The organism is Photobacterium sp. TLY01 (assembly GCF_021432065.1).
Lineage (GTDB): Bacteria > Pseudomonadota > Gammaproteobacteria > Enterobacterales > Vibrionaceae > Photobacterium > Photobacterium halotolerans_A.
Window position 1 is genome coordinate 2544661 of record NZ_CP090364.1, and the last position, 23274, is coordinate 2567934.

Genomic DNA, 23274 nt, shown 5'->3' on the forward strand with positions numbered 1-23274 from the left:
TCCCCAGTCAAAACTCACCGAACCTAGCATCGTGAGGCTACTTGGGTATAAGATTGTCGGCCCAATGCACACACCTAGGATCAGTCACAACTATGCTGTGGTTTAAAAACCTGCTTACCTATCGCTTCAGTCGCGAGATTGACATCAAACCGGATGAACTTGAGAAGCAACTGGAAGAATTCCGCTTTACCCCTTGTGGTAGCCAGGATATTCAAAAATTCGGCTGGGTTTCAGCACTGGGCAAACACGGTGATATGTTCACGCATCTGGCCGGGGACAACATTCTGATCTGTGCCCGCAAAGAAGAAAAAATGCTGCCTGCCTCTGTGATCAAAGAATCTCTGAATGCCAAAGTGGAGATGCAGGAGAAAGAGCAGGGTCGCAAGCTGAAGAAAAATGAAAAAGACACCCTGAAAGATGAGATCGTAATGGATCTGCTGCCACGCGCTTTCAGCCGTCAGAGCCATACTTTTGCACTGATCATGCCGGCGCAGGGATTATTACTGGTGGATGCCGGCAGTTTCAAAAAAGCCGAAGACCTGCTGGGCTTGTTACGTAAATCCATCGGCAGCCTGCCGGTTGTGCCTGTGACTGTGGCTAAACCGGCTGCGCAGACACTGACCGAATGGGTACGCTCCGGCCAATCGCCGAACGGTTTTACCATCGGGGAAGAAGCCGAGCTGAAAGCCATTCTGGAAGACGGCGGTGTGATCCGCTGTAAGCAGCAGGATTTGAGCTGTGATGAAATTCTGGCCCACATCGAAGCCGACAAAGTGGTGACCAAACTGGCCATCAACTGGCAGGAGCGCATCGATTTTGTGCTGGGCGATGATCTGTCACTCAAGCGTCTGAAGTTTTCCGATGAGCTGAGAGAGCAAAATGACGACATCGACCGTGAAGACATGGCGCAGCGTCTGGATGCCGATCTGTCACTCATGTGCGGCGAACTGTCCGCCATCCTGCCAAACCTGTTTGAAGAATTGGGCGGTATGGAAGAGCGCGTCTGACAAGAGGGGGATGACAGGGCGATCACGCACAATCCGCGCTCGCTTCTCGAATCCCACCCTAACCCTCCCCTTGCCAAGGGGAGGGAATCATTTGTGATTTCAGCGATCTCAGTTCAATCCCTCCCCCTTTTCAAGGGAAGAAATCGTTGCAAGCACTCGTTTAATCATGATTGACAGGTTTGACCGTAAAGCGACCGACATCCACCGCGACAACTTCCACTTGCTGCCCTTTTTCCACCGGTCCGCCGTTGTAATCGCTGCTGAGTACCAGTTTCCAGCTGATACCGGAATACTTCACTGTTCCCGGCTGTTCGTGGCTGAGGGCGGCATCAAGCCGGTATGTCAGGCCGATAAAATCACTGCTGATATTTTGTTTCGGTTTTTCCGCTTTCTGAGAACGTTTCAGCGGTTTCCACAGCAGCAGCGTCAGGACGCCCGCACCGATACCGCTGACCGCCACCAGGGCAGTCATGGTTTCGGGCACCACGCCCACCAGCGCCAGCGTTCCGGTCAGGATGGCTGAAACCCCAAGGGCCAGCAACACAATCGTCGACAACCCCAGCATCCAGACTTCGACGGCCAGCAGGATCAGGCCGATCACTATGGTCAGCTGGGCCGGGCTCAGTCCAAAGAAATCCGCCATGATTACTGTTCCTCTTGTGATCCGGCCGCTTTCGCCGGGTTGCCCTGCTGACGATTGAGCTGATGAATGATGGTCATGGCTTCTGCCACGATGTTTGACGCTGAAGAAGAGGCATCAGGAAGCAGGACCACAGAAGATTCTTTGGCAATCGCTTCTCTGGCCTGAATGGCCTTGCCCGCCAGATCCAGTTGAATCGCCTTCTGACCTTCTTCCGTCGACGCCACCCGGCCGATAATCGCCAGTGCATCGGCTTCGGCTTTCGAGACCGCCAGAATCGCCTGTGCTTCACCTTCGGCTTTGAGCACCTGCTCGGATCGCTCCGCTTCTGCTGCCAGTACACGGGCCTGCTTCATCCCCTCGGCAATATTAATTTCGCTCTGGCGCTTACCTTCAGATTCCAGGATCACCGCCCGCTTTTCACGCTCGGCTTTCATCTGACGCTCCATGGCATCCAGCACCGAACGGGGCGGCTCAATATCTTTGATTTCGTACCGCAGTACCTGAACACCCCATGGTAAGGCAGCATCGTTGATGGCAGACACAATCGCCGTATTGAGATTCTCACGCTCCTCGAACGTCTTATCCAGGTCCATTTTCCCCACTTCACTTCGCATCGTGGTCTGCGCCAGCTGGGTGACAGAAAAAATATAATTGTCAACGCCATAACTGGCTTTGTAAGGGTCGATCAGCTTGATATAAAGCACCCCGTCAACAATCAGCGAGATGTTATCTTTAGTAATAGCCGACTGGCTCGGCACATCGTACGCCTGCTCTTTCAGCGTCTGGGTGTAGGCCACCCGGTCAATCATCGGTACGATAAAATTCAGACCCGCTTCCATGGTCTTATGGTATTTACCGAACCGTTCAACCACCACAGCGGTATTTTGCGGCACAAACTTAATCGCAGAACGCAGTATGACAATCACCAGGATTGCCATCACCACCCAAATACTCAACACAGACGAAATCACAGACACTATATCCATTTTTGATACCCAACTCATTGCAATAAAAAGAAACCGTTCATCAGTAATCCCAAACGGCTGACTCTCCTAATACTCTTACAGCGAATCTGATTTTTATGGAACAAGACTCACATCAATTCTTAGCCGCTGTCATCTTTTGTGTTCTTTAATACCCTTAACAAGATTCAGGATATTTGCCAGCTCCCCGCCTTCGCAGTAAAATTCGCCCTCTGTTTTCCGCCTCCCATGAATTCACCCAGCCGGTGAGCAGGAGTGCGGCCTGATCTGACATCAGACTTTGACCCAAAAGGGAAACCCGAGTTATGTTTAAACCTGAATTGTTATCGCCTGCCGGCAGCCTGAAAAACATGCGCTATGCCTTCGCCTACGGTGCCGATGCCGTGTATGCAGGCCAGCCGCGTTACAGCCTGCGTGTGCGCAACAATGAGTTCAACCACGACAACCTGAAAATCGGTATCGACGAAGCCCATGCCCAGGGCAAAAAGTTCTACGTGGTGTGCAACATTCAGCCGCATAACTCCAAGCTGAAAACCTTTATCCGCGATCTGACCCCGATTATCGACATGGGCCCGGACGCCTTAATCATGTCCGATCCTGGCCTGATTATGATGGTCCGGGAAAGCTTCCCGGACATGCCGATTCACCTGTCAGTGCAAGCCAATGCGGTGAACTGGGCGACGGTAAAGTTCTGGTCAACACAAGGGATTGAGCGGGTGATCCTTTCCCGCGAACTGTCGCTGGAAGAGATCGAAGAAATCCGTCAACAATGCCCGGACACCGAGCTGGAGATCTTTGTTCACGGCGCACTTTGCATGGCCTACTCAGGTCGCTGCCTGCTGTCGGGTTATATGAACAAGCGCGATCCCAATCAGGGCACCTGTACCAATGCCTGCCGCTGGGAATACAAGACCGAAGCTGCCAAAGAAGACGATGCCGGCCAGATTGTCGAAGTGCAGCCCGCCGCTTCTGCCGTCCAGATGCAGGAGGTCGCGCCCACGCTGGGTGAAGGCAAACCGACTGATCAGGTTGTCTTGCTGAGCGAAAGCCATAAGCCGGATGAAAAAATGGCGGCGTTTGAAGATGAGCACGGCACCTATATCATGAACTCCAAAGATCTTCGCGCGGTTCAGCATGTGGAGCGCCTGAGCAAAATGGGCGTTCATTCGCTGAAAATTGAAGGCCGCACCAAGTCTTTCTACTACTGTGCCCGCACGGCGCAGGTATACCGGAAGGCGATTGATGATGCCGCGGCCGGCAAACCATTTGATGAAAGCCTGATGTCGACACTGGAAAGTCTGGCGCACCGTGGTTACACAGAAGGCTTCCTGCGCCGCCACACTCATGATGCTTACCAGAATTACGACTATGGTTACTCGATTTCGGATAACCAGCAGTTTGTGGGGGAGTTCACCGGCAAGCGCCGTGGTGCACTGGCTGAAGTGGAAGTCAGAAACAAATTTCTGGTCGGTGACAGCCTGGAAGTGATGACACCGAACGGCAACGTGACCTTTACGCTGGAGCACATGGAAAACCGGAAATCCGAAACCATTGCAGATGCCAAAGGCAGCGGACATTTCGTGTTCATTCCTGTGCCGGAAGATCTGGCGCTGCCGTTCGCGTTACTGATGCGCAACCTGGAAGCCGGCGCAAACACCCGTAATCCAAACGCGGCCTGACCGGTTTCTGTTCGCTACCGTACTGCTGATCCTCTGCAATACGGTAGCGGACTAACTTCTCACCGACACATTAGGAATATCTGAGCATTTAATCGGGATCGTATACCGCACACCCTGCTGCACCATTTCCTGCTGGCACACAGGCTCAGTCGTGACTTCCGTCCATCCCCAGCCCAGTAAGATAGACACAACGATCAAGGCTATGGGGTCTAATCACACCTTCATTTACCACTCCCCCGCATCATTCAACAGCCACTGATGACAATGACTATTGATAGAATGCACTCAATTTCAACAATAATGCCGGATGCCGCTTTGTCAGCCATGGCACAAAAACCGACATTGCCAGAACACTATTGATTTGCGGCTGGGGAATAAACAACGTTAAATCACTAAATTAGCCCGTTCTTGGCGATAACAGACCCGTTTCCCCCAAGTTATTGGGCGTTCCCGACTTCTGTGCTACACTTTTCGCCGTTTTCATTCCTTTCATATTTTGGGGACATATCACAAAGCGCAGTGAACCAGCAAAGGATCGCACACCCGCTTGCACTTGTGACAAAAACCTCCTCGGATGTAAAAATTATGGCTTTACTCATAACAGACAAATGCATCAACTGTGACATGTGCGATCCCGAATGTCCGAACGATGCCATCAGTATGGGGGCAGAGATCTATGAGATTGATCCTGACCGCTGCACGGAATGCAAAGGCCATTACGACAAACCAACCTGCCAGTCCGTCTGTCCGATCAACAACTGCATTATCCTCGATCCCGCACATATCGAGACCGAGGATCAATTACTTGAGAAGTTTGTGGTCTTGCAGGGCATGGCGTAAGCCCGCTACTGAGCCTGTCCTTTGAGTTGTCGCTGATCCTTCGCGTACTTGTCCCTGTCGGCATCCTGAGCAGGCGCCTTGAGCATCGCCATGCAACCAGCAGGCGGCAGCGGTTTCAGCACCGGGCGTTTTTTCACCGGTTTGGCACTGGCCGTTTTCTTTTCAGAAGCGGGTTTGGGTTGCCAGGAAATCAGTTCCGCCCCGCAACCATCGCCCGGGGGCGGCGGTAACTGTTCTTTACATTGCAGACTTCCCTGCGGACAATGCAGCCGGACATGAAAATGATAGTAATGCCCCCACCAGGGTCTGACCTTGCGCAGCCAGCTGCGATCGGTCCATTGCGCGTCACACAGCTTGGCTTTAATGACAGGATGAACAAAGATGCGCGCCACTTTATCATCTGAGGCCGCCAGTTGAATCAGATTGGCCTGTCGGTCCGACCAATTCTCTTTCATCATGCGGTATGCCTTGAGATCCACCATAGGCAACGGCTGCAGCTCAGGCAGCGCCTGCTGAGAAGCCGGCTGATCTAAAGTCGTCAGCCAGATATCCGCATCCAGCCCGGTCTGATGGCTGGCATGCCCCGAACGAAACCGGCCGCCGCGCGGCATGGCGATATCGCTGATCAGCAAATGACCCAACTGCAATTTTTTCGCTTTCGCTGACAGCTGCTCCAAAAAGCTAATCATGCTCTCATGGCCGTAAAAGCGCCCGCGCTCGGATCGGACCCGCTGGTAGCCTTCTCCCTGCTCAGGCAACACTTGCGCACCGGCCAGACAGCCATTGCTGTAACTGCCAATCGACTGCGGACTGCCTGCAGTCGGGGCACGAAACTGCTCCCAGGGCGTCGCAGCAGCCTCAGTGCTCAGGCCGCCGACCACACAAAGCAGAGTAACAAGCAAAGCACATCGCTTGCCACCTTCCGAAAAACTGTGCCTTACAACACCCAAAAATTGCGAAAGGGCAAATTGACTATTTACGCTAAACACCAGGTGCCACCTTGTAATAATTTGCGATCATAGTCACATAAGCATACACCATAGGGCTGACTTTATTTGCTGTTCAAGATTGAGACTGGTGTGTGCTGTGCTCCCTGCCGTGCCAGACGCACTAAAGTGCCCTGTACAGCTTTTCTTTCATCTAACAGCGTTGTCTTGTACAGCAATTCATGCAAAAGGATCATGGCAAGTCAAACGATCGTAAGGTATTGATATTTAATTAGTGATCAGCTTGTACAGCTTTTTGACCATTGGAACCCAAAAGCTCATCCCTGCGTATTTTCCCTTTGCTGTAACCTGAATCGCGTACCGGCAAATTCTGCCCGTTCGCACTGACAGGGCTGACTCACAGCAGCAAATTACCGCTGAGATTTAATGCAGAGCAACCGGCATTCTGGTCTCCAGAGTCACCTGATGCTTGTGGTGCCAGCGATCTTGCCAGCTTGCCTGGACTGTCACCGTTGAGATACCACCGGGCTGTGTGTCATGCTCAGCCAGAGTCTCCAGACTCATCGTGACACGATGAAAAGTATGCTGTTCGGCGTGCGAATATGGTCCCGGTTGTGGCGCTGCGCGTAAGGTTTCTAGTTGTGATTCAGCCAGGTTAACCGCAGATAGCATGATCAGGGCATTATCTGCCTGGATATTGAGATAACCATGCAGCTTCATCAAACCTGCCAGACCGACACTGACCAGCATGAGCGACACCAGCACCTCCATCAGGCTAAACCCGGACTGCTTTTTCAGTACCGGCTTGATTGAATCAGACATCACGCCAGGATCCCCGCAACCAGCGGACCTGATAAGCCAGCCGCTCTTCTGCCTGTATCAAGCTGCCCAGAGCCACGCACGCTTGCGCTTCCCCGCCTGATAGCGCCTCAACCTTTGCGCTGCACACCCTCACCACAGCTATTTGCTGAAGCCTGACTCTGGCCGTGCCGGCCACCCTGGCTTCGGCGATCACCTGATAGCCTCCGTTTCCCAAAGGCGCGATCCGCACCGCCATATGTCCGTCGCCTTGTGTTGACTGGCAAACCGCTGACCCGCCATCAGAAAACACCCCAGGCTCTGTACTCACCGGCTGGCGCTGGTAATGCTCAGTCAGCAGGCCAAGTCCGCAAGCCAGTCCGCCTTCAGCCAGCCAGAATGCCTGACGCGAAAATACCGTATTCTGCGCGCGTTTGATTTGATAAAAGCTGGTACTGTAACTGGTCAGCACAAAGACCATGGCCACAGACAGCATCAGACTGGTCACCAGCAAGGTGCTCATACCCTGCTGAGCCCTGACATCGCCACACTGATAGTTCATCACGGATTCCTGACCGTCAGCACCATAGCTTCATCCAGCCGGACAGACCCGTCCAGAGAGGTGACAGTGAGGCGAACAGACAAGCGCTGGCCCGGAACGTCTCCAGCCTGAAAGCTGTCAGCGTGCACCTGCCAGTCGGTCACTGTCATCCAGCGCGAATCCAGCAGCGCCTGTCCGCCCTGACAGGCCAGTGCCGGCACCGGAAAAGAATCGTGCGACGAGCGCACTCTGAATTCACCGTCCTGCGGATAGTACGCCTTCACCACAGCGCGGCCAGCCAGCTCGTAAGTCAGTACCAGACAGTCTCCGGCCGTCACCTGGACCGTGTGCGTCGCCCCCGGCAGCAAAAGCGGCGTCCCCGGCTCTGTTGTCTGAAAACCAGCCCGGCGAAGATCCCCCGACAACATGCGCCACGCATCCTGCACATCCTGAGCCAGCATCAGCTGCAGTGAACGGCTCAGTGCCGCCTGTTTTCCGGCCATCAGCAAATGCACCAGCAAAGACAGCACCATCAGGCTCAATCCGGTCGCGACCGTCAGTTCTGTCAGGCTGAACCCGCCCTGCTTGCTGAGGTTTTTAGCACAGTGCATAACCGGACTCCCCGTTCAAACTGCAGACATAGATTCTGCCGGTGACATTACTGAAAGTGATCCTGACCTGCGACTTACCATCCCGGCCGACAAAAAAGCTGCCTGCGGCGTGGGGGCGCCCCGTCAGGCTGTCCACGGTCAGCACATCACTGGCAAAGCTCCGCGACAGTGTCAGGCTCGGAAAATCAGCGGCGGACAGCGGCTTGAGCACAGGCTCACCACCGGCCAGCCTAGTGACAATTGTCCAGTCGTCAGTCCCGGACTGCGACGTCACGAAATGGTGCAAAGTAGTCTGGTGCGGATCGGTATGGTGTGGAATGGTCTCTAAACCAATCGACACGTCTTCGCCACGCATCACAGCTTCCGATTTGGCCAGAACCAGCAACCATTCCAGCTCACTGACCAGACGGTGCAAACGCTGAGTGGCGAAGACACCGGAAAATGAAGGCGCGGCCAGGGTGGCGATCAGCATGATGACAGACAAGACCACTATCGCTTCAATCAGCGTCATCCCCCTGACACTCGCAACACCATGTAACCGTGCTTGCCTGAGTGGCACGTTTTTTCTCACTAACTCCCAACTTCGCACCTGAGCTGCTCCCGAACCTTTTTCACCGCGCCATAGGATGGCAAAACAACGGCAAGACGCAGCTGCAAAACACTGACTTAGTGACATGAACCGAAAGGAAAGAAAGATGAGGAAATCAAAATGCCAGCAGGGCGTGACCCTGATCGAACTGCTGATTGTCGTAAGCCTAGCTGGCATACTGGCGATGGTTGCCCTGCCGGCCTATCAGGCGCATCAGCAAAAAGCCTATCTGCGTCAGGCCCAGGCCGATCTCATCATGCTGCAGTTGGCTATTGAACAGAAACGCTCTCAGGGTCAGGCGTATCCGGCGCAGTTATCCGCCGCACTTTGTCCTGCCTGCCGCTTCGACAATCCCTTTTATAGCTACCGGATTGCACTGGAGAATGGTACATACAACTTGTGGGCCGAAAGCAAAGATGGCGCGCAGGAATGCGACGCTATTGCGCTGTTGCACAATGGGTCGACTGTTCCGTCTGAGTGCTGGTAAAGCATCAGGCACCAACTGACAGTTGCAGAAACGACAAAGGCCAGCATCACGCTGGCCTTTGAGATAAATAACGGGTAACTCAGTGGTTAACCGGTCAGGTCGTCAAAGAACTTTTTCACGCCGTCGAAGAAACCTTCCGAGCGCGGCTTGTGCTTTTTAGCATCAGAGCCTGCCAGGGTGTTCTCAAACTCTTGCAGCAGTTCTTTCTGGCGCGAGCTCAGGTTCACCGGGGTTTCAACCACCAGCTTACAGATCAGATCACCAACTGCGCCGCCACGGACAGACTTCACGCCTTTACCGCGCATCCGGAACATGCGTCCGGTCTGGGTTTCCGTCGGTACTTTCAGGCTGACACGACCATCGAGTGTCGGAACTTCCACTTCGCCGCCCAGTGCCGCCATCGTAAAGCTGACTGGCACCTCGCAGTAGAGGTTGTTCCCGTCACGCTCGAAAATTGCGTGTTTCTGTACATGCACCTGAACGTACAGATCCCCGGCTGGTGCGCCGAACTCGCCGGCTTCACCTTCACCAGTCAGGCGAATACGGTCGCCCGTATCGACACCGGCAGGGATCTTGACCGACAAGGTTTTGGTTTCCTGAACCCGGCCCTGACCATGACACTTACCGCAAGGATCGGTAATGATCTTGCCGCGACCATGACAGTGAGGACAGGTTTGCTGGACTGCAAAGAAACCCTGACGCATCTGCACCTGACCAGCACCATGACATGTGCCGCAAGTCGTTGGCGAGGAACCTTTCTTCGCACCTGAGCCTTCACAGGTATCACAGTTGACCAGGGTTGGAACGCGAATTTCCTTGGTGCAGCCGCGTACCGCTTCTTCCAGCGTCAGCTCCATGTTGTAGCGTAAATCGGCGCCGCGCTGCGCACGGTGCTGACCTCCACCCCGACGGCCACCGCCACCAAAGATATCGCCGAACACATCGCCAAAGATGTCGCTGAAATCTGCGCCGCCGCCGAAGCCGCCACCGCCGCCCATGCCACCTTGTTCAAAGGCAGCATGGCCATACTGATCGTAGGCCGCTTTCTTCTGCGGATCGGTCAGAATTTCATAGGCGGTTTTCACTTCTTTGAATTTGTCCGCCGCTGTATCGTCGCCCGGATTACGGTCCGGGTGGTACTTCATCGCCAGACGTTTGTAGGCCTTTTTGATGTCACGCTCACCGGCGTCACGGCCTACGCCTAGCACTTCGTAAAAATCACGTTTTGACATAGTTAAACTGTCACCTGCTTATACAGCTACGGGCGTAAGAGTATCCCCAAACGCCCGTGCCCAAATAAGATTATGAATTCACACTCTTATTTTTTATCGTCTTTTACTTCTTCGAACTCGGCGTCTACCACATCATCGTCTTTCGACTGAGTCTGTTCACCGCTGTCCGCTTGCTGAGCCTGAGCTTGCTGCTGGGCAATTTCCATCAGCTTCTGAGAAGCCGCAATCAGTGCCTGTACTTTGGCATCAATCGCTTCTTTATCTTCGCCTTTACGTGCTGTTTCCAGTTCAGAAACCGCGGCTTCAATCTTCTCTTTCTCATCCGCTGGCAGTGCGTCGCCCGCTTCTTCGATTTGCTTACGTGTACCGTGTACCAGCTGATCAGCCTGGTTACGGGCAGAAACTAACTCTTCGAACTTCTTGTCCGCTTCTTTGTTCGCTTCTGCTTCCTGAACCATTTTCTCGATTTCGTCGTCGCTCAGACCGCCAGATGCCTGGATCGTGATCTTCTGCTCTTTGCCTGTGCTCTTGTCTTTGGCAGACACGTGCAGGATACCGTCAGCATCCAGGTCAAAGATAACTTCGATCTGAGGCATACCGCGAGGCGCCGGCTGAATACCTTCCAGGTTGAACTGACCCAGGGACTTGTTAAAGTTCGCCTGCTTACGCTCACCCTGCAGCACATGAATCGTTACCGCATTCTGGTTGTCTTCTGCTGTCGAGAACACTTGCTCCGCTTTGGTCGGAATCGTGGTGTTCTTCTCGATCAGCTTGGTCATCACGCCACCCATGGTCTCGATACCCAGAGACAGCGGGGTCACGTCCAGCAGCAGAACGTCTTTCACGTCGCCAGCCAGTACACCACCCTGAACCGCAGCACCCACGGCAACAGCTTCGTCCGGGTTGACGTCTTTACGGGCTTCTTTGCCGAAGAACTCAGCGACTTTGGCCTGAACCATAGGCATACGCGTCTGACCACCCACCAGGATGACGTCCGTGATTTCGCCGACAGACAGGTCTGCGTCAGCCAGGGCCACTTTCATTGGCTCCAGAGAACGCTGTACCAGATCTTCAACCAGTGACTCCAGCTTGGCGCGGGTCACTTTGATGTTCATGTGCTTAGGACCTGTCGCATCTGCAGTGATGTATGGCAGGTTCACGTCAGTCTGCTGAGCAGAAGACAGCTCAATTTTCGCTTTCTCTGCCGCTTCTTTCAGACGCTGCATTGCCAGTGGATCTTTACGCAGATCGATGGCCTGATCTTTCTTGAATTCGTCAACCAAGTAGTTAATCAGACGGTTATCGAAGTCTTCACCACCCAGGTGTGTGTCACCGTTGGTTGCCAGAACTTCAAAGGTTTTCTCGCCTTCTACTTCATCAATCTCGATGATTGAGATATCGAACGTACCACCACCCAGGTCGTATACCGCAATCGTGCGGTCACCGCCTTGCTTGTCCAGGCCGTAAGCCAGTGCAGCCGCAGTTGGTTCGTTGATGATACGCTTCACTTCCAGACCCGCGATGCGGCCGGCATCTTTCGTTGCCTGACGCTGAGCATCGTTGAAGTACGCAGGAACAGTGATCACTGCGCCGGTTACTTTCTCGCCCAGGTAGTCTTCAGCGGTTTTCTTCATTTTCTTCAGCACTTCTGCTGAAACCTGAGGCGCGGCCATTTTCTGACCTTTCGCTTCCACCCAAGCATCACCGTTGTCAGCTTTCACAATTTTGAAAGGCATGATTTCGATATCGCGCTGTACTTCTTCGTCTTCGAAGCGGCGACCGATCAGACGCTTGATGGCATACAGGGTATTTTCTGGGTTTGTCACCGCCTGACGTTTCGCAGGCTGACCGACCAGTGTTTCGCCATCTTGTGTATAGGCGATGATAGACGGCGTCGTGCGATCACCCTCTGCGTTCTCAATAACGCGTGGCTTATCACCATCCAGTACAGCTACACATGAGTTGGTTGTACCCAAGTCAATACCAATGATTTTACCCATCTGGCTTTCTCCGAAATTCGTTGGTTTACTGGCTTCGTTCTGCGCATTGCAGAATCGAGCATCGGGGCCAAGGCCCTCAATTAATTCAATGACACTATCGTATGACTACTAAATAAGGCCATCAGAGACCTTTTCAAGGGGCAGGTCGAAAAAAATGTAAAAAATAAAACCCACCAGAGTGGGCTTTCATTTCTCTGTCTGCCCGCCAGGCTGATCAGGCCTGAGTATCCACATTGCTGCCCGGTGCAGCCTTCGCGACCATCACCATCGCCGGACGCACCACTCGGCCGTTCAGCGCATAACCTTTTTGCAGCACCATCATCACAGTGTTCGGTGCATGCTCTGCGCTTTCCTGCATCGACATCGCCTGGTGGAATTCAGGGTTGAAGGCTTCGCCCATCGGGTTAATCGCTTTCAGGCCGAATTTCTCTACCGTGTCGGTCATGGTTTTTAAGGTCAGCTCAACGCCTTCCAGCATTGGCTTGAGCGCTTCGTCGGTTTTATCCGCCAGTTCCAGCGCACGCTCCATGTTGTCGATCACAGGTAGCAATTCACCGGCAAACTTTTCCAGTGCAAATTTACGGGCCTTGTCGATTTCCTGCTCGGTACGACGGCGCATATTTTCCATATCAGCGCGGGCGCGCAGCACAGAGTCCTGCTGCTCTTTCACTGTGGCTTCACTGGCTGCCAGCGCGGCTTCCAGTTCTTCAATACGCGACAGTGCCAATTCGTCCAGCGTCAGTTCTTCTGCGCTGTCTGCGGCCGCTTCAGCCTCTGCTGCTTCTGTCTGCGCCTGCTGCAGTTCTTCTTCGTTCAACACTTCGTCTTTCTTGCTCATGCTTTCGCTACTCCGCTAAGCTCAAAAAGGGTGATATTCATGGCCGGTGGGTTACGCAAAGCGCAGCTTGCCGGCCACTATTAAAACGTGATGGGCATATTATGGGGATGAAGTTCAACGATTCAACCCGATATCGACGACAAAGGGCGACATTTCCTTAGCGCTAAGGCTATACTGGCCCCATTCTTACCCGTTGGATCAAGGACATGACGCGCCCGTTTGAAATCATCGCCCTGGTTGGCAAACCGAGAAATCCTGACGCGCTGCACACGCACACCAGCCTGTACAACTGGCTGACCGCCAAAGGCTACCAAGTTCTGGTGGATCACCGTCTTGCCCATGATCTGGATGTGCCCGCCGAAGCGCTGTGCGATTTGCTCACCATCGGCGACCGCGCCAGCCTGGCCATTGTCGTCGGGGGTGACGGTAACATGTTAGGCGCCGCACGGGTACTCTCGCGCTTTGATATCTCAGTGATCGGCGTGAACCGGGGCAATCTGGGCTTCCTGACCGATCTAGATCCGGACAACTTCGAGCAGGAACTGGAAAAGGTGTTGGACGGCGAATTCGTCACCGAACAGCGTTTCCTGCTGGAAGCCGAGGTTCACCGCCATGGCCAGATAAAAAGCCGCAATACAGCGCTTAATGAAGCTGTGCTGCACCCGGACAAAATCGCCCATATGATCGAGTTCGAGGTCTATATCGATGAAAGCTTTGCCTTTTCGCAGCGCTCCGACGGCCTGATCATCGCCACGCCAACCGGTTCGACTGCCTATTCGCTGTCCGGTGGCGGTCCGATTTTATCGCCGAGCCTCAATGCCATCACCCTGGTGCCTATGTTTCCCCATACGCTGTCATGCCGCCCGCTGGTGGTAGACGGCAACCGCAGGATCAAGCTGATTGTGCCTGACGACGGACGGACACTGGAAGTGAGTTGCGACGGACAGGTGTCGCTGCCCGTCAGCCCGGGCGATGAAATTCACATCTACCAGAGCCCAGATCACCTGCAGCTGATCCACCCGAAAAGCTACAGCTACTACAACATACTGCGCGGTAAATTAGGCTGGTCGAGTAAGTTATTCTGAAGCCAACCCCAGGTCAGTACAAAGCCAGCCATGTGCTGGCTTTTTTAATGTCACCAGAAACTTAACCTTAATCACAATTTTCACGATAAATCCGTTCGCCGCTACTTTACTGTATGTAGATACAGTATATACTGTGCAAATAAACAGGTGTTGATTTAGACAGGTGAACACAGATGCTGGCACACATGACGATCTCTAATTTTGCAATTGTCAAAAATCTCGAGTTTGAAATGAAATCTGGGATGACAACCATCACAGGTGAAACCGGTGCAGGTAAATCTATAGCTATTGATGCCCTTGGCTTATGCCTTGGCGACCGTGCTGAAGCCAGCATGGTCCGTCCGGGAGAAGACAAAGCAGAAATTCATGCAACCTTCTCGCTGCGCAACAATCAGGCTGCCCGCCGCTGGCTGGAAGACAACGAACTGATTGAAGGCGACGAATGTATTCTTCGCCGTGTGGTGACCAAAGAAGGCCGCTCCCGTGGCTTCATCAATGGCAGTCCAGTGCCCGCCTCTCAGCAAAAAGCATTAGGCCAGCTGTTGATCAATATTCACGGCCAACATGCACACCAGTTGCTGATGCGCCCGGAACACCAGCAGGAAATGCTGGACAACTATGCCGGCCATCATGCCCTGATGGAAAAAGTCAGCAGTGACTATCAGGCCTGGCGACATGCCAAAAACGAGCTGAACCGCCTGAGCCAGAGCCGCGCCGATAACGAAGCGCAAAAGCAGCTGATCCAGTATCAGGTCAAAGAGCTCAACGAGCTGGCGCTGGGCGAAGACGAATTTGCTGAGATCGAAGAAGAGCACAAGCGCCTGTCTAATTCCGGCGATCTGGCGCTCACCAGCCAGCATGCCCTTGCCTTATTGTACGAAGGTGACGAAGTGAATGCGCTGCAGCTACTGCAGCAGGCCAGCCAGCAATTGATCGACCTGGGCGAAATGGACAGCAAGCTCAGCACCCTCGCCCCTATGCTGGAAGAAGCCATGATTCAGGTGCAGGAAGCCAGCCAGGAGCTGCGCGGCTATATGGACGATCTGGATATGGATCCGCAGCGTCTGATCTATCTCGAAGAGCGTCTGGCGAAAATCATGTCGCTGGCCCGTAAACACTATGTGATGCCTGCAGAGCTTTGGCAGAAGCATCAGGATTTACTGCTGGAGCTTGAAAACCTCGACGGTAGCGACGAAAAACTCGATGCTCTGGCCGATGCAGTAGAAGCCAAACGCCTGAGTTTTCTCGACAGCGCAGAAAAACTGAGCAAAAGCCGCCAGCGTTATGCCAAAGAGCTGAACAAAAAAATCTCGCACAGTATGCATGAGCTGAGCATGGAGAAAGCGATTTTCCAGATTGATATTCACAGCGATCCGGAACGCATGCTGACCCCATTGGGTTTTGACACCATTACCTTTATGGTTTCCACCAACCCAGGCCAGCCGCTGCAACCGCTGGGCAAAGTTGCCTCGGGTGGTGAGCTGTCACGGATTTCTCTGGCCATTCAGGTGATCACCGCGCAGAAAGTGGAAACGCCAAGCCTGATTTTTGATGAAGTGGATGTCGGTATCAGTGGCCCGACGGCGGCGATTGTCGGTCGTATGCTGCGCACATTGGGCACATCGACCCAGGTGATCTGTGTGACCCACTTGCCTCAGGTTGCCGGTTGCGGGCATCAGCAGATGTTCGTGGCCAAGAAAACCACCAAGGGCCAGACCGAAACGAATATGAAAACGCTGGATGAAACCTCACGCATCAGCGAGCTGGCACGTCTGCTGGGCGGCAGTGAGATCACAGAGCGCACGCTGGCCAATGCCAAGGAGTTGCTGGTCGCAGCATGATCCGGCGCAGAAAGTGGCTCAATTATCGCGCCACAGATGCAACTTTCTGAACATTCAAGCGTCTGAACTCCCGCTTAATCTTTGCATTATGCGGGCGTTCCCCGTCGAGTGCTTTTACTTCTGCCACTAACTTGCTTATCATCACAAGCAGAACTGATTATTTTGCCGGGATGCTATGAACTGGAAAACTTTTGCCGCGTTAGCGTTGAGCGTCAGCCTGCTGGGCGGCTGCTCTTTGGTTGAACGCTTGGTCTATCGTATTGATATCAATCAGGGCAACTATCTGGATGAAAAAGATATCAATAACCTCAGATACGGCATGAATCAGGAACAGGTACGGTATGTACTTGGCTCGCCGATGCTGGTGGAACCTGAATACCCGAACACCTGGTACTATGTGTTCTACCACAAACCGGGCCACGATGAGCCGGAACAAAAAGATCTGATTTTAACCTTTGATCAGAACCGCTTGCTGACCCGCATGACCGGGGATTATCAGCCCGGGCCGAACTTCAACGATCCGCTAAATTAAGCGGCTCACGACTTCAGCGCCAGAACACAAAAAAGCTCGCCGAGGCGAGCTTTTCTTTTTCATTTTAACTTCTGTTCTTAGCAGCCAGTCCATTCACCACGCGGGCAATCACCTCTGCGCTAGCGCTCGGTATCATTGCCTTTCGCATCTAACGTGTCTGACGCTGCTGCAGCGTCGCCTTTGGCCTTCTTGGCCGCCAGGGCTTCCTGCTTGGCCTGCTCGGCGCGCTTGCGGCGGATCTCTTTCGGGTCGGCCAGCAAAGGGCGATAAATTTCGATGCGATCCCCTTCATGGACTGTGGCATCCAGCTTCACAGTCCGGCTGAACACCCCGACCTTGTTCTTTTTCAGGTCAATCTCCGGATACATCTCCAGCACCCCGGAGCGTTCAATGATCTCCTGTACAGGTGTATCCGGGGTAATCGCCAGCTTGATTACCCGCTGGGTATTGGGCAGTGCGTACACCACCTCGACATGAATCAGATGATTTTGCTCAGAGCTCATAAACTTCCCTGGCCCGTTGGGTAAATGCGTTCACCATGTTGTTGGTCAGCTCATGAAACACCTTGCCAAACACAGCTTCCACCAGCGCATTGGTAAATTCGAAATCCAGCTTCAGTTCCACTTTGCAGGCATCGGCATCCAGCTCGGTAAAGTGCCAGCCACCGACCAGTTTACGGAACGGCCCTTCCACCAGCTGCATGTTGATCTTATGAATGCCCTCTAACTGATTACGAGTCACAAAGGTTTTTTTGATCCCAGCCTTGGAAACGTCTACTGCCGCCATCATATGTTCAGTAGAGCTTTCCAGAATTTTGGTGCCAGAGCATCCCGGCAAAAACGCCGGATAAGACTCAACATCGTTCACCAGGTCAAACATTTGCTTGGCACTGAACGGGACCAGTGCAGAGCGACTGATTTGAGGCATAGTTTCTCCTTAACCCAATATCGCTGGTAATGATACCATTAGTCGGCGATCTGCCAAAGATTCAGTGAGTGTGTGTCTCCATGGCCTATTGCCTCTGGGAAAAACGTTCCCCTAACAACTTGAATCCGTATAATAAGAAGCTATGGCAAAGAAAAAACCAAACAAGCCGGGCAGCAACACCATTGCGCTGAATAAGTCTGCCCGCCATGAATTTTCGATTCATGATGAATATGAAGCCGGCATTTCGCTCCAGGGTTGGGAAGTGAAGTCCCTGCGTGCGGGTAAAGCCAACATTTCCGAAAGCTATGTGTTTATCCGGAACGGTGAGGCATTTCTCTCGGGTGCCACCTTCACACCGCTCAATGCCGCCTCGACCCACGTGGTGGCTGAGCCGACTCGTGTACGTAAACTGCTGCTCAACCGCCGCGAACTGGACCGCTTAACCGGGGCGGTAAACCGCGACGGCGAAACCATTGTGGCACTTTCCATGTACTGGAAGGGTTCATGGGTTAAACTGAAGTTAGGGACCGCGAAAGGTAAAAAGCTTCACGATAAACGTTCAGACGCGAAAGACCGCGACTGGCAGCGTGATAAAGCGCGAATCATGAAGCACAGTTCGCGGTAGTCATTGACCTGACAGAATTTTCTGCTAGTATTGAACACCTCACTGGGGCTGATTCAGGATTCGACAGGATCAAGAAGGCCCGTGGAGCATGCAGAGGTGCGGTTTGCCTCTTTAAAAAGCCGCAAAAAAATAGTCGCAAACGACGAAAACTACGCACTAGCAGCTTAATAACCTGCTTAGAGCCTGCCCTCCCTAGCCTTAGCTCGTAGGACGGGGATTCAGGGCAGTCAAACCCAAACGAGATCGCGTGGAAGCTTTGACCTGGGAGCGGAAGCGTTAAATTTAATTCAGGTGTGTCTCAGCATGGCGTGTTTGTTCGCAGTGCTTTGACGAGATTAAAGACAAACTAAGCATGTAGCGCCATTGGTTAGACTGATTTTGGACGCGGGTTCAACTCCCGCCAGCTCCACCAAATCGTATACGAAGACATCTTCGGATGTCACAAAGCCCGCTAAGGTCCTGACCTGGCGGGCTTTTTGTTTGTGTCATCAAAACCTCTCTTTTGAGTTATCCCAATATTGGATAAAGATGTAATGAGCCAGTTTGGATAGCCATACCGTTATCCACATCACTGATAAGTCAGTATCTTTTCTGATTCTATGCATCCTTTGATATAGTCATAAAAATGCATTTGTACTGAGCTGGCTAATCGCATGGAATCGACAATAAATAAATCAAAGCTGTCTGAAACAGACATCATCACGAAATTTATTCTACCAGCCATCAAAGATGCTGACTGGGATGACATGTCCCAGATCCGTCAGGAAGTAAAACTCCGAGACGGTAAAGTGATAGTGCGTGGCCAAGCGGCAGCAAGAAAAAAAGTTAAGTCAGCAGATATCGTTCTGTACCACAAGCCAAGCATGCCCTTAGCCGTTGTCGAAGCCAAAGCCAACAAACATGAAATTGGAAAAGGTATGCAGCAGGCGCTGGACTACGCCACCTTGCTCGACGTTCCGTTCGCTTTTGCTTCAAATGGTGACGGTTTCATTTTTCATGACAAAACCAACACAGCTCAGCTAGAAACTGAAATTCGTCTGGAAGATTTCCCAACGCCTAAACAACTTTGGGATAAATATTGCGTTTGGAAAGGTTATAAAACTGAACACCTATCCGTTATTACTCAGGATTATCACGATGATGGTAGTGGCAAATCTCCGCGCTATTATCAACTGCAAGCCATAAACAAAACGGTCGAAGCCGTGGCAGCAGGCCAAGACCGAGTGCTACTGGTTATGGCAACAGGCACAGGGAAAACCTACACCGCTTTTCAAATTATTTGGCGTTTGTGGAAGTCACGAGCCAAAAAACGCATCCTGTTTTTGGCAGATAGAAACATCCTGGTCGATCAAACCAAAACCAACGACTTCCAGCCTTTTGGCACCGCAATGACAAAAGTCACAGGACGAACAGTCGATCCTGCATACGAAATCCATCTCGCGCTTTATCAGGCGCTCACTGGGCCAGAAGAACATCAGAAAGCCTATAAACAAGTCGATCCTGACTTCTTTGACCTGATTGTTGTCGACGAGTGTCACAGAGGGAGCGCCTCCGAAGACAGTGCATGGCGAGAGATTCTTGAATACTTTGGTTCTGCTACTCAAATCGGTTTAACTGCCACGCCAAAGGAAACCGATATCGTTTCAAATACTGAGTACTTTGGCGATGCCATTTATACTTATTCCCTCAAACAAGGCATCGAAGATGGCTTCCTTGCACCTTACAAAGTAGTGCGTGTTGATATTGATGTGGATCTTCAAGGTTGGCGACCAACCAAAGGTCAAATCGATAAGCATGGTGAAATCATTGAGGATAGAATCTATAACCAGAAAGATTTCGATAGAACCATGGTCATCGATGAACGTACTGAGCTTGTCGCACAAACCATTACCAACTATCTCAAGCACACCGATCCGATGGCGAAAACGATTGTGTTCTGTAATGACATTGACCATGCAGAACGCATGCGCCGAGCGCTAATCAACTGTAACCCAGAGCAAGTTGCCAAAAACGAAAAATACGTCATGAAGATTACGGGCGATGATGAAATCGGTAAAGCACAGCTCGATAACTTCATCAACCCGAAAAGGTCTTATCCTGTCATCGCAACCACTTCGGAGCTGATGACAACGGGCGTCGATGCAAAAACTTGTAAGCTGGTTGTTCTTGACCAAGGCATACAGTCGATGACCAAGTTCAAGCAAATTATTGGTCGCGGTACTCGAATTGATGATCGTTACGGAAAGCTATGGTTTACCATCCTCGACTTCAAAAAAGCCACAGAGCTGTTTGCTGATGAACGCTTTGATGGCATTCCTGAACGTGTCAAAGATACAACACCAGAAGATTTTGAAACTGATGAAGGGCTCGATGAAATCATTGATGATGTAAACGAGTCTGAACAAGATAATCCATTTGAAGAAGAAGACCTCGATCCAACCAGCATTCATGAACCTGAAGCTTCATATGAGTCTGGAAATACCTATTCTGATGGTAGCAACTCGGTCGATGATGCTGATTGGCAAGACGAAAACCGCGTTCGCAAATTCCATGTCAATGGTGTCACCGTTAAAGCCATTGCCGAGCGTGTTCAGTACTATGACGCAGATGGAAAGCTAGTCACCGAGTCATTTAAAGACTACACACGCAAGACGATGGCAAAACAGTTCACCTCAATGGATGACTTTGTTAAGCGCTGGCAAGATGCCGACAAGAAGCAAGCAATCATTGATGAGCTTGCTGAAGCAGGTATCATCTGGGAGGCGTTAGAACTAGAGGTCGGTAAGGACCTCGATCCATTCGATATGATTTGTCATGTCGTCTACGATCAGCCGCCGCTAACAAGGAAAGAACGCGCTGAAAATGTCAAAAAGCGTAACTACTTTACGAAGTATGGCGAAACCGCTCAGCAGGTGCTCAATAACCTTCTTGATAAATATGCTGACGAAGGTGTGCAAGAAATTGAGAACATCCATGTACTGAAAGTAAAACCTTTTGATGAAATGGGTCGCCCTCTCGAAATCATCAAAAAAGGTTTTGGTGGTAAAGAGCAGTACTTGGAAGCCATCACTGAACTGGAGTTTGCAATTTATCAGTCGGCGTAGCACTTAACTTAATTTCGTCACACGGCTACCATCAAGTAGCCGTTCAATTTAACTTACTTTCTTGCTTTCAGGCAAAATACGCTGACGAAAATGTTCATGTGCTGCTGACGATATATCATTTCCTTTAAACCGTCTTTTTAAGTTATCAGCAGCCATCAACGTTGAACCCGAGCCAAAAAACGGGTCTACGACTAACTCCCCTTCCTTGCTGCTTTGAGTAACAAGTACTTCAAGTAAACTTACTGGCTTTTCAGTTGGATAGCCTTTAAATACCCGCTTATGCGTTAATATATCTGGCATTCCCAGATCATTCAGCTTTCTCTTACCTTTTTCAAAAAATAAGATGTACTCATGGCGTGCGCGGTAATGGTATCCCATACCGATGCAAACCTTATCCCAAATAATAGGCTTCCAAAACTTAAACCCGACTTTCTCTGCAATAGGTTTAATGGCAAACATAGTTTCTTGGTCGCAAAAAAGGTAAAAGTGGGAATTTTTCTTGAGTACCCGATATATTTCGAGAAGAAGCTCTTCAAACCTTTGGTTAGGAAATATATCAAACCATTGGTTGCTTGAGGATTTGCTCACTTTTAGTCTGGTCGTCGTACCAATTTTTCGATGCTTTTCTAAAGACTCATAAGGCGGATCTGTGATGATTAAATCAACGCTCTCAGAATCGAGCGTTGATAACCATTTTACTGCATCGTCTTGATATAAATTCATCAGATTCCTATACAAGACTACCGCATGTTTTCCCATTCATATAGGTTTGAGATTGCACACCTCTATCGAGTCGACGACAATCAATGCAGTAGCTTTGGTATCCTTCTGGGTTTCGAGCCGTAACTCTAGCAGGTGTTTTACCAAAGGACGATGGGTAAGGGTGAAAAATGTGCTCTCCCCCATTAGCATCAGAACAGTGAGGACATGATTTGAACTTCTGACCCGTGTAAGGATCTTTTTTATGAATCATCCCTATATTTAAACGCTTGTGACAGCAGCTACATGTCATATTAATCTCCTATCTCAGACGGAAAATATGATACGAGTAGCTTAAAAACAAAACAGTGAGTCAGGTAGCATAACCTTAATATCTAAGTGGTTAATCAGAGGTAGACAATTTACATATCAACATACGCTTGGTCCCTTCGATTGAAATCAGCCCCCAATTCAAGTTCTCATTCATTACGATCAAGCGAGTATCTGGCAAGACACTCATTGCTTCATCTAAAGCTAGCTGAAGCGATTCAAAGTCTAAAGTCATCGCCCTCAGGTCGGTTCGCTTTTTTCCCATCACGTCATACCAATGTCCTTTATACATATTGCTCTCCTTGGGAAATACATGAATCCATTCTTATACAGCGGTAAAAATGAAGTCGGTTATCTTTACCTTCACAGCGACATATTAAAATCACGAATACTCACTTAGTATCATAATGTTAAGTTCACTTATTTCGCATCAAATCTGCTATAATCCGACCCAATTTTTTGTCCGTTAGCAGTAGTAAAACCATGTCAATCAGTTCAGTGATTAAGTCCATTCAAGACATCATGCGTAAAGATGCAGGTGTTGATGGTGACGCACAGCGTCTGGGCCAAATGTCTTGGCTTTTATTCCTTAAAGTGTTTGATGCCCAAGAAGAAGAGCTGGAGTTCGAGCTAGATGATTACCGCGAACCAATCCCAGCGAAGTACCTATGGCGTCACTGGGCGGCAGATAATCAAGGCATTACAGGTGATGAACTGCTTGAGTTTGTTAACGATGACTTGTTCCCTAAACTGAAGAACCTAACGGCACCGAGTGATATTAACCCGCGCGGCTATGTGGTGAAAGAAGCCTTTAGTGATGCCTTCAACTACATGAAAAACGGCACGTTGCTTCGTCAGGTGATTAACAAGCTCAACGAAATTGATTTTACCGACTCCAATGAGCGACACCTGTTTGGTGATATTGTAACCCTCCCT

Annotated in this window: 23 protein-coding genes, 1 other RNA gene and 1 pseudogene; 11 read left to right on the top strand and 14 right to left on the bottom strand. The window is 51.2% G+C overall.

Translation table 11 applies throughout. The features are described 5' to 3' along the window. Nucleotides 1–95: 95 nt before the first annotated feature. Nucleotides 96–1007, top strand: a complete 912-nt coding sequence (gene rdgC, locus LN341_RS11935) for a recombination-associated protein RdgC (RefSeq protein ID WP_234205026.1) — start codon at nucleotides 96–98, stop codon at nucleotides 1005–1007. Nucleotides 1008–1167: 160 nt separating this feature from the next. Here the strand turns inward: rdgC and LN341_RS11940 are convergent, their stop codons facing one another. Both LN341_RS11940 and LN341_RS11945 read right to left on the bottom strand, forming a co-directional pair. Then, nucleotides 1168–1650: an NfeD family protein gene (locus tag LN341_RS11940; protein WP_234203397.1), complete on the bottom strand. Its 483-nt coding sequence runs from the start codon at nucleotides 1648–1650 to the stop codon at nucleotides 1168–1170. 2 nt (nucleotides 1651–1652) lie between these two features. Then, a complete protein-coding gene (locus tag LN341_RS11945) occupies nucleotides 1653–2636 on the bottom strand; it encodes an SPFH domain-containing protein (RefSeq protein ID WP_234203398.1) in 984 nt (327 codons plus the stop codon). Between the two features lie 302 nt (nucleotides 2637–2938). Here LN341_RS11945 and yegQ point away from each other — a divergent pair, with 302 nt between their 5' ends. Next, the gene (gene yegQ, locus LN341_RS11950; protein WP_234203399.1) at nucleotides 2939–4312 is read left to right on the top strand and encodes a tRNA 5-hydroxyuridine modification protein YegQ; all 1374 of its coding nucleotides are present in this window, start codon (nucleotides 2939–2941) and stop codon (nucleotides 4310–4312) included. A gap of 585 nt (nucleotides 4313–4897) precedes the next feature. Next, the gene (locus LN341_RS11955) at nucleotides 4898–5152 is read left to right on the top strand and encodes a YfhL family 4Fe-4S dicluster ferredoxin (RefSeq protein WP_046218897.1); all 255 of its coding nucleotides are present in this window, start codon (nucleotides 4898–4900) and stop codon (nucleotides 5150–5152) included. Between the two features lie 5 nt (nucleotides 5153–5157). On the opposite strand, the gene mepA is transcribed toward LN341_RS11955, so the two are convergent. The 5 genes from mepA to LN341_RS11980 form a co-directional block, all read right to left on the bottom strand. Continuing rightward, nucleotides 5158–6054: a penicillin-insensitive murein endopeptidase gene (gene mepA / locus LN341_RS11960; protein WP_234203400.1), complete on the bottom strand. Its 897-nt coding sequence runs from the start codon at nucleotides 6052–6054 to the stop codon at nucleotides 5158–5160. Nucleotides 6055–6522: 468 nt separating this feature from the next. After that, nucleotides 6523–6921 carry a prepilin-type N-terminal cleavage/methylation domain-containing protein gene (locus LN341_RS11965; RefSeq protein ID WP_234203401.1) on the bottom strand — a complete coding sequence of 133 codons (399 nt, stop codon included), beginning with the start codon at nucleotides 6919–6921 and terminating at the stop codon, nucleotides 6523–6525. After that, a complete protein-coding gene (locus LN341_RS21890; RefSeq protein WP_370643644.1) occupies nucleotides 6914–7459 on the bottom strand; it encodes a hypothetical protein in 546 nt (181 codons plus the stop codon). The genes LN341_RS11965 and LN341_RS21890 overlap by 8 nt, the downstream gene beginning before the upstream one ends. Then, entirely contained in the window at nucleotides 7459–8049 is a 591-nt protein-coding gene (locus LN341_RS11975) for a hypothetical protein (RefSeq protein WP_234203402.1), read from the bottom strand. The genes LN341_RS21890 and LN341_RS11975 overlap by 1 nt, the downstream gene beginning before the upstream one ends. Further along, nucleotides 8036–8620: a GspH/FimT family pseudopilin gene (locus LN341_RS11980; RefSeq protein WP_234203403.1), complete on the bottom strand. Its 585-nt coding sequence runs from the start codon at nucleotides 8618–8620 to the stop codon at nucleotides 8036–8038. The genes LN341_RS11975 and LN341_RS11980 overlap by 14 nt, the downstream gene beginning before the upstream one ends. Nucleotides 8621–8744: 124 nt before the next feature. Between LN341_RS11980 and LN341_RS21850 the strand changes: the two genes are divergently transcribed. Continuing rightward, nucleotides 8745–9125 (top strand): type IV pilin protein, encoded by a 381-nt coding sequence (locus tag LN341_RS21850; protein ID WP_304622688.1) that lies wholly within the window; start codon nucleotides 8745–8747, stop codon nucleotides 9123–9125. An 86-nt stretch (nucleotides 9126–9211) separates the two neighbouring features. Here the strand turns inward: LN341_RS21850 and dnaJ are convergent, their stop codons facing one another. From dnaJ to grpE, 3 genes are all read right to left on the bottom strand, one after another. Next, nucleotides 9212–10357, bottom strand: a complete 1146-nt coding sequence (gene dnaJ, locus LN341_RS11995; RefSeq protein ID WP_234203404.1) for a molecular chaperone DnaJ — start codon at nucleotides 10355–10357, stop codon at nucleotides 9212–9214. 86 nt (nucleotides 10358–10443) lie between these two features. Next, nucleotides 10444–12357 carry a molecular chaperone DnaK gene (gene dnaK / locus LN341_RS12000; protein WP_046218903.1) on the bottom strand — a complete coding sequence of 638 codons (1914 nt, stop codon included), beginning with the start codon at nucleotides 12355–12357 and terminating at the stop codon, nucleotides 10444–10446. Nucleotides 12358–12571: 214 nt separating this feature from the next. Further along, nucleotides 12572–13195 (bottom strand): nucleotide exchange factor GrpE, encoded by a 624-nt coding sequence (gene grpE, locus LN341_RS12005; protein WP_234203405.1) that lies wholly within the window; start codon nucleotides 13193–13195, stop codon nucleotides 12572–12574. Between the two features lie 206 nt (nucleotides 13196–13401). Here grpE and nadK point away from each other — a divergent pair, with 206 nt between their 5' ends. The 3 genes from nadK to bamE all read left to right on the top strand — a co-directional run bounded on the left by nadK (nucleotide 13402) and on the right by bamE (nucleotide 16653). Continuing rightward, entirely contained in the window at nucleotides 13402–14280 is an 879-nt protein-coding gene (nadK, locus tag LN341_RS12010) for an NAD(+) kinase (RefSeq protein WP_046218905.1), read from the top strand. A 173-nt stretch (nucleotides 14281–14453) separates the two neighbouring features. Then, a complete protein-coding gene (recN, locus tag LN341_RS12015) occupies nucleotides 14454–16121 on the top strand; it encodes a DNA repair protein RecN (protein WP_234203406.1) in 1668 nt (555 codons plus the stop codon). 175 nt (nucleotides 16122–16296) lie between these two features. Further along, nucleotides 16297–16653, top strand: a complete 357-nt coding sequence (bamE, locus tag LN341_RS12020; protein ID WP_046218907.1) for an outer membrane protein assembly factor BamE — start codon at nucleotides 16297–16299, stop codon at nucleotides 16651–16653. Nucleotides 16654–16772: 119 nt separating this feature from the next. Here the strand turns inward: bamE and LN341_RS12025 are convergent, their stop codons facing one another. Beyond that, complete coding sequence (locus LN341_RS12025) at nucleotides 16773–17156, bottom strand: RnfH family protein (protein ID WP_234203407.1); 384 nt, start codon at nucleotides 17154–17156, stop codon at nucleotides 16773–16775. Then, the gene (locus LN341_RS12030; protein WP_234203408.1) at nucleotides 17146–17580 is read right to left on the bottom strand and encodes an SRPBCC family protein; all 435 of its coding nucleotides are present in this window, start codon (nucleotides 17578–17580) and stop codon (nucleotides 17146–17148) included. The genes LN341_RS12025 and LN341_RS12030 overlap by 11 nt, the downstream gene beginning before the upstream one ends. A 142-nt stretch (nucleotides 17581–17722) precedes the next feature. On the opposite strand from LN341_RS12030, the gene smpB reads away from it, so the two are divergent. From smpB to hsdR, 3 genes are all read left to right on the top strand, one after another. Beyond that, on the top strand, nucleotides 17723–18205 hold the full coding sequence (gene smpB, locus LN341_RS12035; RefSeq protein ID WP_027253003.1) for an SsrA-binding protein SmpB: 483 nt from the start codon (nucleotides 17723–17725) through the stop codon (nucleotides 18203–18205). Nucleotides 18206–18249: 44 nt separating this feature from the next. Next, nucleotides 18250–18617, top strand: a transfer-messenger RNA (tmRNA) gene (gene ssrA / locus LN341_RS12040). Nucleotides 18618–18858: 241 nt separating this feature from the next. After that, nucleotides 18859–21309, top strand: coding sequence for an EcoAI/FtnUII family type I restriction enzme subunit R (gene hsdR / locus LN341_RS12045; RefSeq protein ID WP_234203409.1), 2451 nt, complete (start codon nucleotides 18859–18861; stop codon nucleotides 21307–21309). A 48-nt stretch (nucleotides 21310–21357) separates the two neighbouring features. Here hsdR and LN341_RS12050 read toward each other — a convergent pair whose 3' ends face one another. Beyond that, nucleotides 21358–22032: a site-specific DNA-methyltransferase gene (locus LN341_RS12050; RefSeq protein ID WP_234203410.1), complete on the bottom strand. Its 675-nt coding sequence runs from the start codon at nucleotides 22030–22032 to the stop codon at nucleotides 21358–21360. Nucleotides 22033–22411: 379 nt separating this feature from the next. Then, nucleotides 22412–22630, bottom strand: a complete 219-nt coding sequence (locus LN341_RS12055) for a hypothetical protein (RefSeq protein ID WP_234203411.1) — start codon at nucleotides 22628–22630, stop codon at nucleotides 22412–22414. Nucleotides 22631–22821: 191 nt separating this feature from the next. Between LN341_RS12055 and LN341_RS12060 the strand changes: the two are divergent. Continuing rightward, a pseudogene (locus LN341_RS12060) lies at nucleotides 22822–23262 on the top strand (type I restriction-modification system subunit M N-terminal domain-containing protein); the annotation flags it as partial. Between the last annotated feature and the right edge of the window lie 12 nt (nucleotides 23263–23274).

Coding starts and splice junctions, on each gene's coding strand:
- LN341_RS11940 (WP_234203397.1), bottom strand. CDS start 1,650: ATGGCGGATTTCTTTGGACTGAGCCCGGCCCAGCTGACCATAGTGATC.
- LN341_RS11945 (WP_234203398.1), bottom strand. CDS start 2,636: ATGGATATAGTGTCTGTGATTTCGTCTGTGTTGAGTATTTGGGTGGTG.
- yegQ (WP_234203399.1), top strand. CDS start 2,939: ATGTTTAAACCTGAATTGTTATCGCCTGCCGGCAGCCTGAAAAACATG.
- LN341_RS11955 (WP_046218897.1), top strand. CDS start 4,898: ATGGCTTTACTCATAACAGACAAATGCATCAACTGTGACATGTGCGAT.
- LN341_RS11965 (WP_234203401.1), bottom strand. CDS start 6,921: ATGTCTGATTCAATCAAGCCGGTACTGAAAAAGCAGTCCGGGTTTAGC.
- LN341_RS21890 (WP_370643644.1), bottom strand. CDS start 7,459: ATGAACTATCAGTGTGGCGATGTCAGGGCTCAGCAGGGTATGAGCACC.
- LN341_RS11975 (WP_234203402.1), bottom strand. CDS start 8,049: ATGCACTGTGCTAAAAACCTCAGCAAGCAGGGCGGGTTCAGCCTGACA.
- LN341_RS21850 (WP_304622688.1), top strand. CDS start 8,745: ATGAGGAAATCAAAATGCCAGCAGGGCGTGACCCTGATCGAACTGCTG.
- dnaJ (WP_234203404.1), bottom strand. CDS start 10,357: ATGTCAAAACGTGATTTTTACGAAGTGCTAGGCGTAGGCCGTGACGCC.
- dnaK (WP_046218903.1), bottom strand. CDS start 12,357: ATGGGTAAAATCATTGGTATTGACTTGGGTACAACCAACTCATGTGTA.
- grpE (WP_234203405.1), bottom strand. CDS start 13,195: ATGAGCAAGAAAGACGAAGTGTTGAACGAAGAAGAACTGCAGCAGGCG.
- nadK (WP_046218905.1), top strand. CDS start 13,402: ATGACGCGCCCGTTTGAAATCATCGCCCTGGTTGGCAAACCGAGAAAT.
- recN (WP_234203406.1), top strand. CDS start 14,454: ATGCTGGCACACATGACGATCTCTAATTTTGCAATTGTCAAAAATCTC.
- bamE (WP_046218907.1), top strand. CDS start 16,297: ATGAACTGGAAAACTTTTGCCGCGTTAGCGTTGAGCGTCAGCCTGCTG.
- LN341_RS12025 (WP_234203407.1), bottom strand. CDS start 17,156: ATGAGCTCTGAGCAAAATCATCTGATTCATGTCGAGGTGGTGTACGCA.
- LN341_RS12030 (WP_234203408.1), bottom strand. CDS start 17,580: ATGCCTCAAATCAGTCGCTCTGCACTGGTCCCGTTCAGTGCCAAGCAA.
- smpB (WP_027253003.1), top strand. CDS start 17,723: ATGGCAAAGAAAAAACCAAACAAGCCGGGCAGCAACACCATTGCGCTG.
- hsdR (WP_234203409.1), top strand. CDS start 18,859: ATGGAATCGACAATAAATAAATCAAAGCTGTCTGAAACAGACATCATC.
- LN341_RS12050 (WP_234203410.1), bottom strand. CDS start 22,032: ATGAATTTATATCAAGACGATGCAGTAAAATGGTTATCAACGCTCGAT.
- LN341_RS12055 (WP_234203411.1), bottom strand. CDS start 22,630: ATGTATAAAGGACATTGGTATGACGTGATGGGAAAAAAGCGAACCGAC.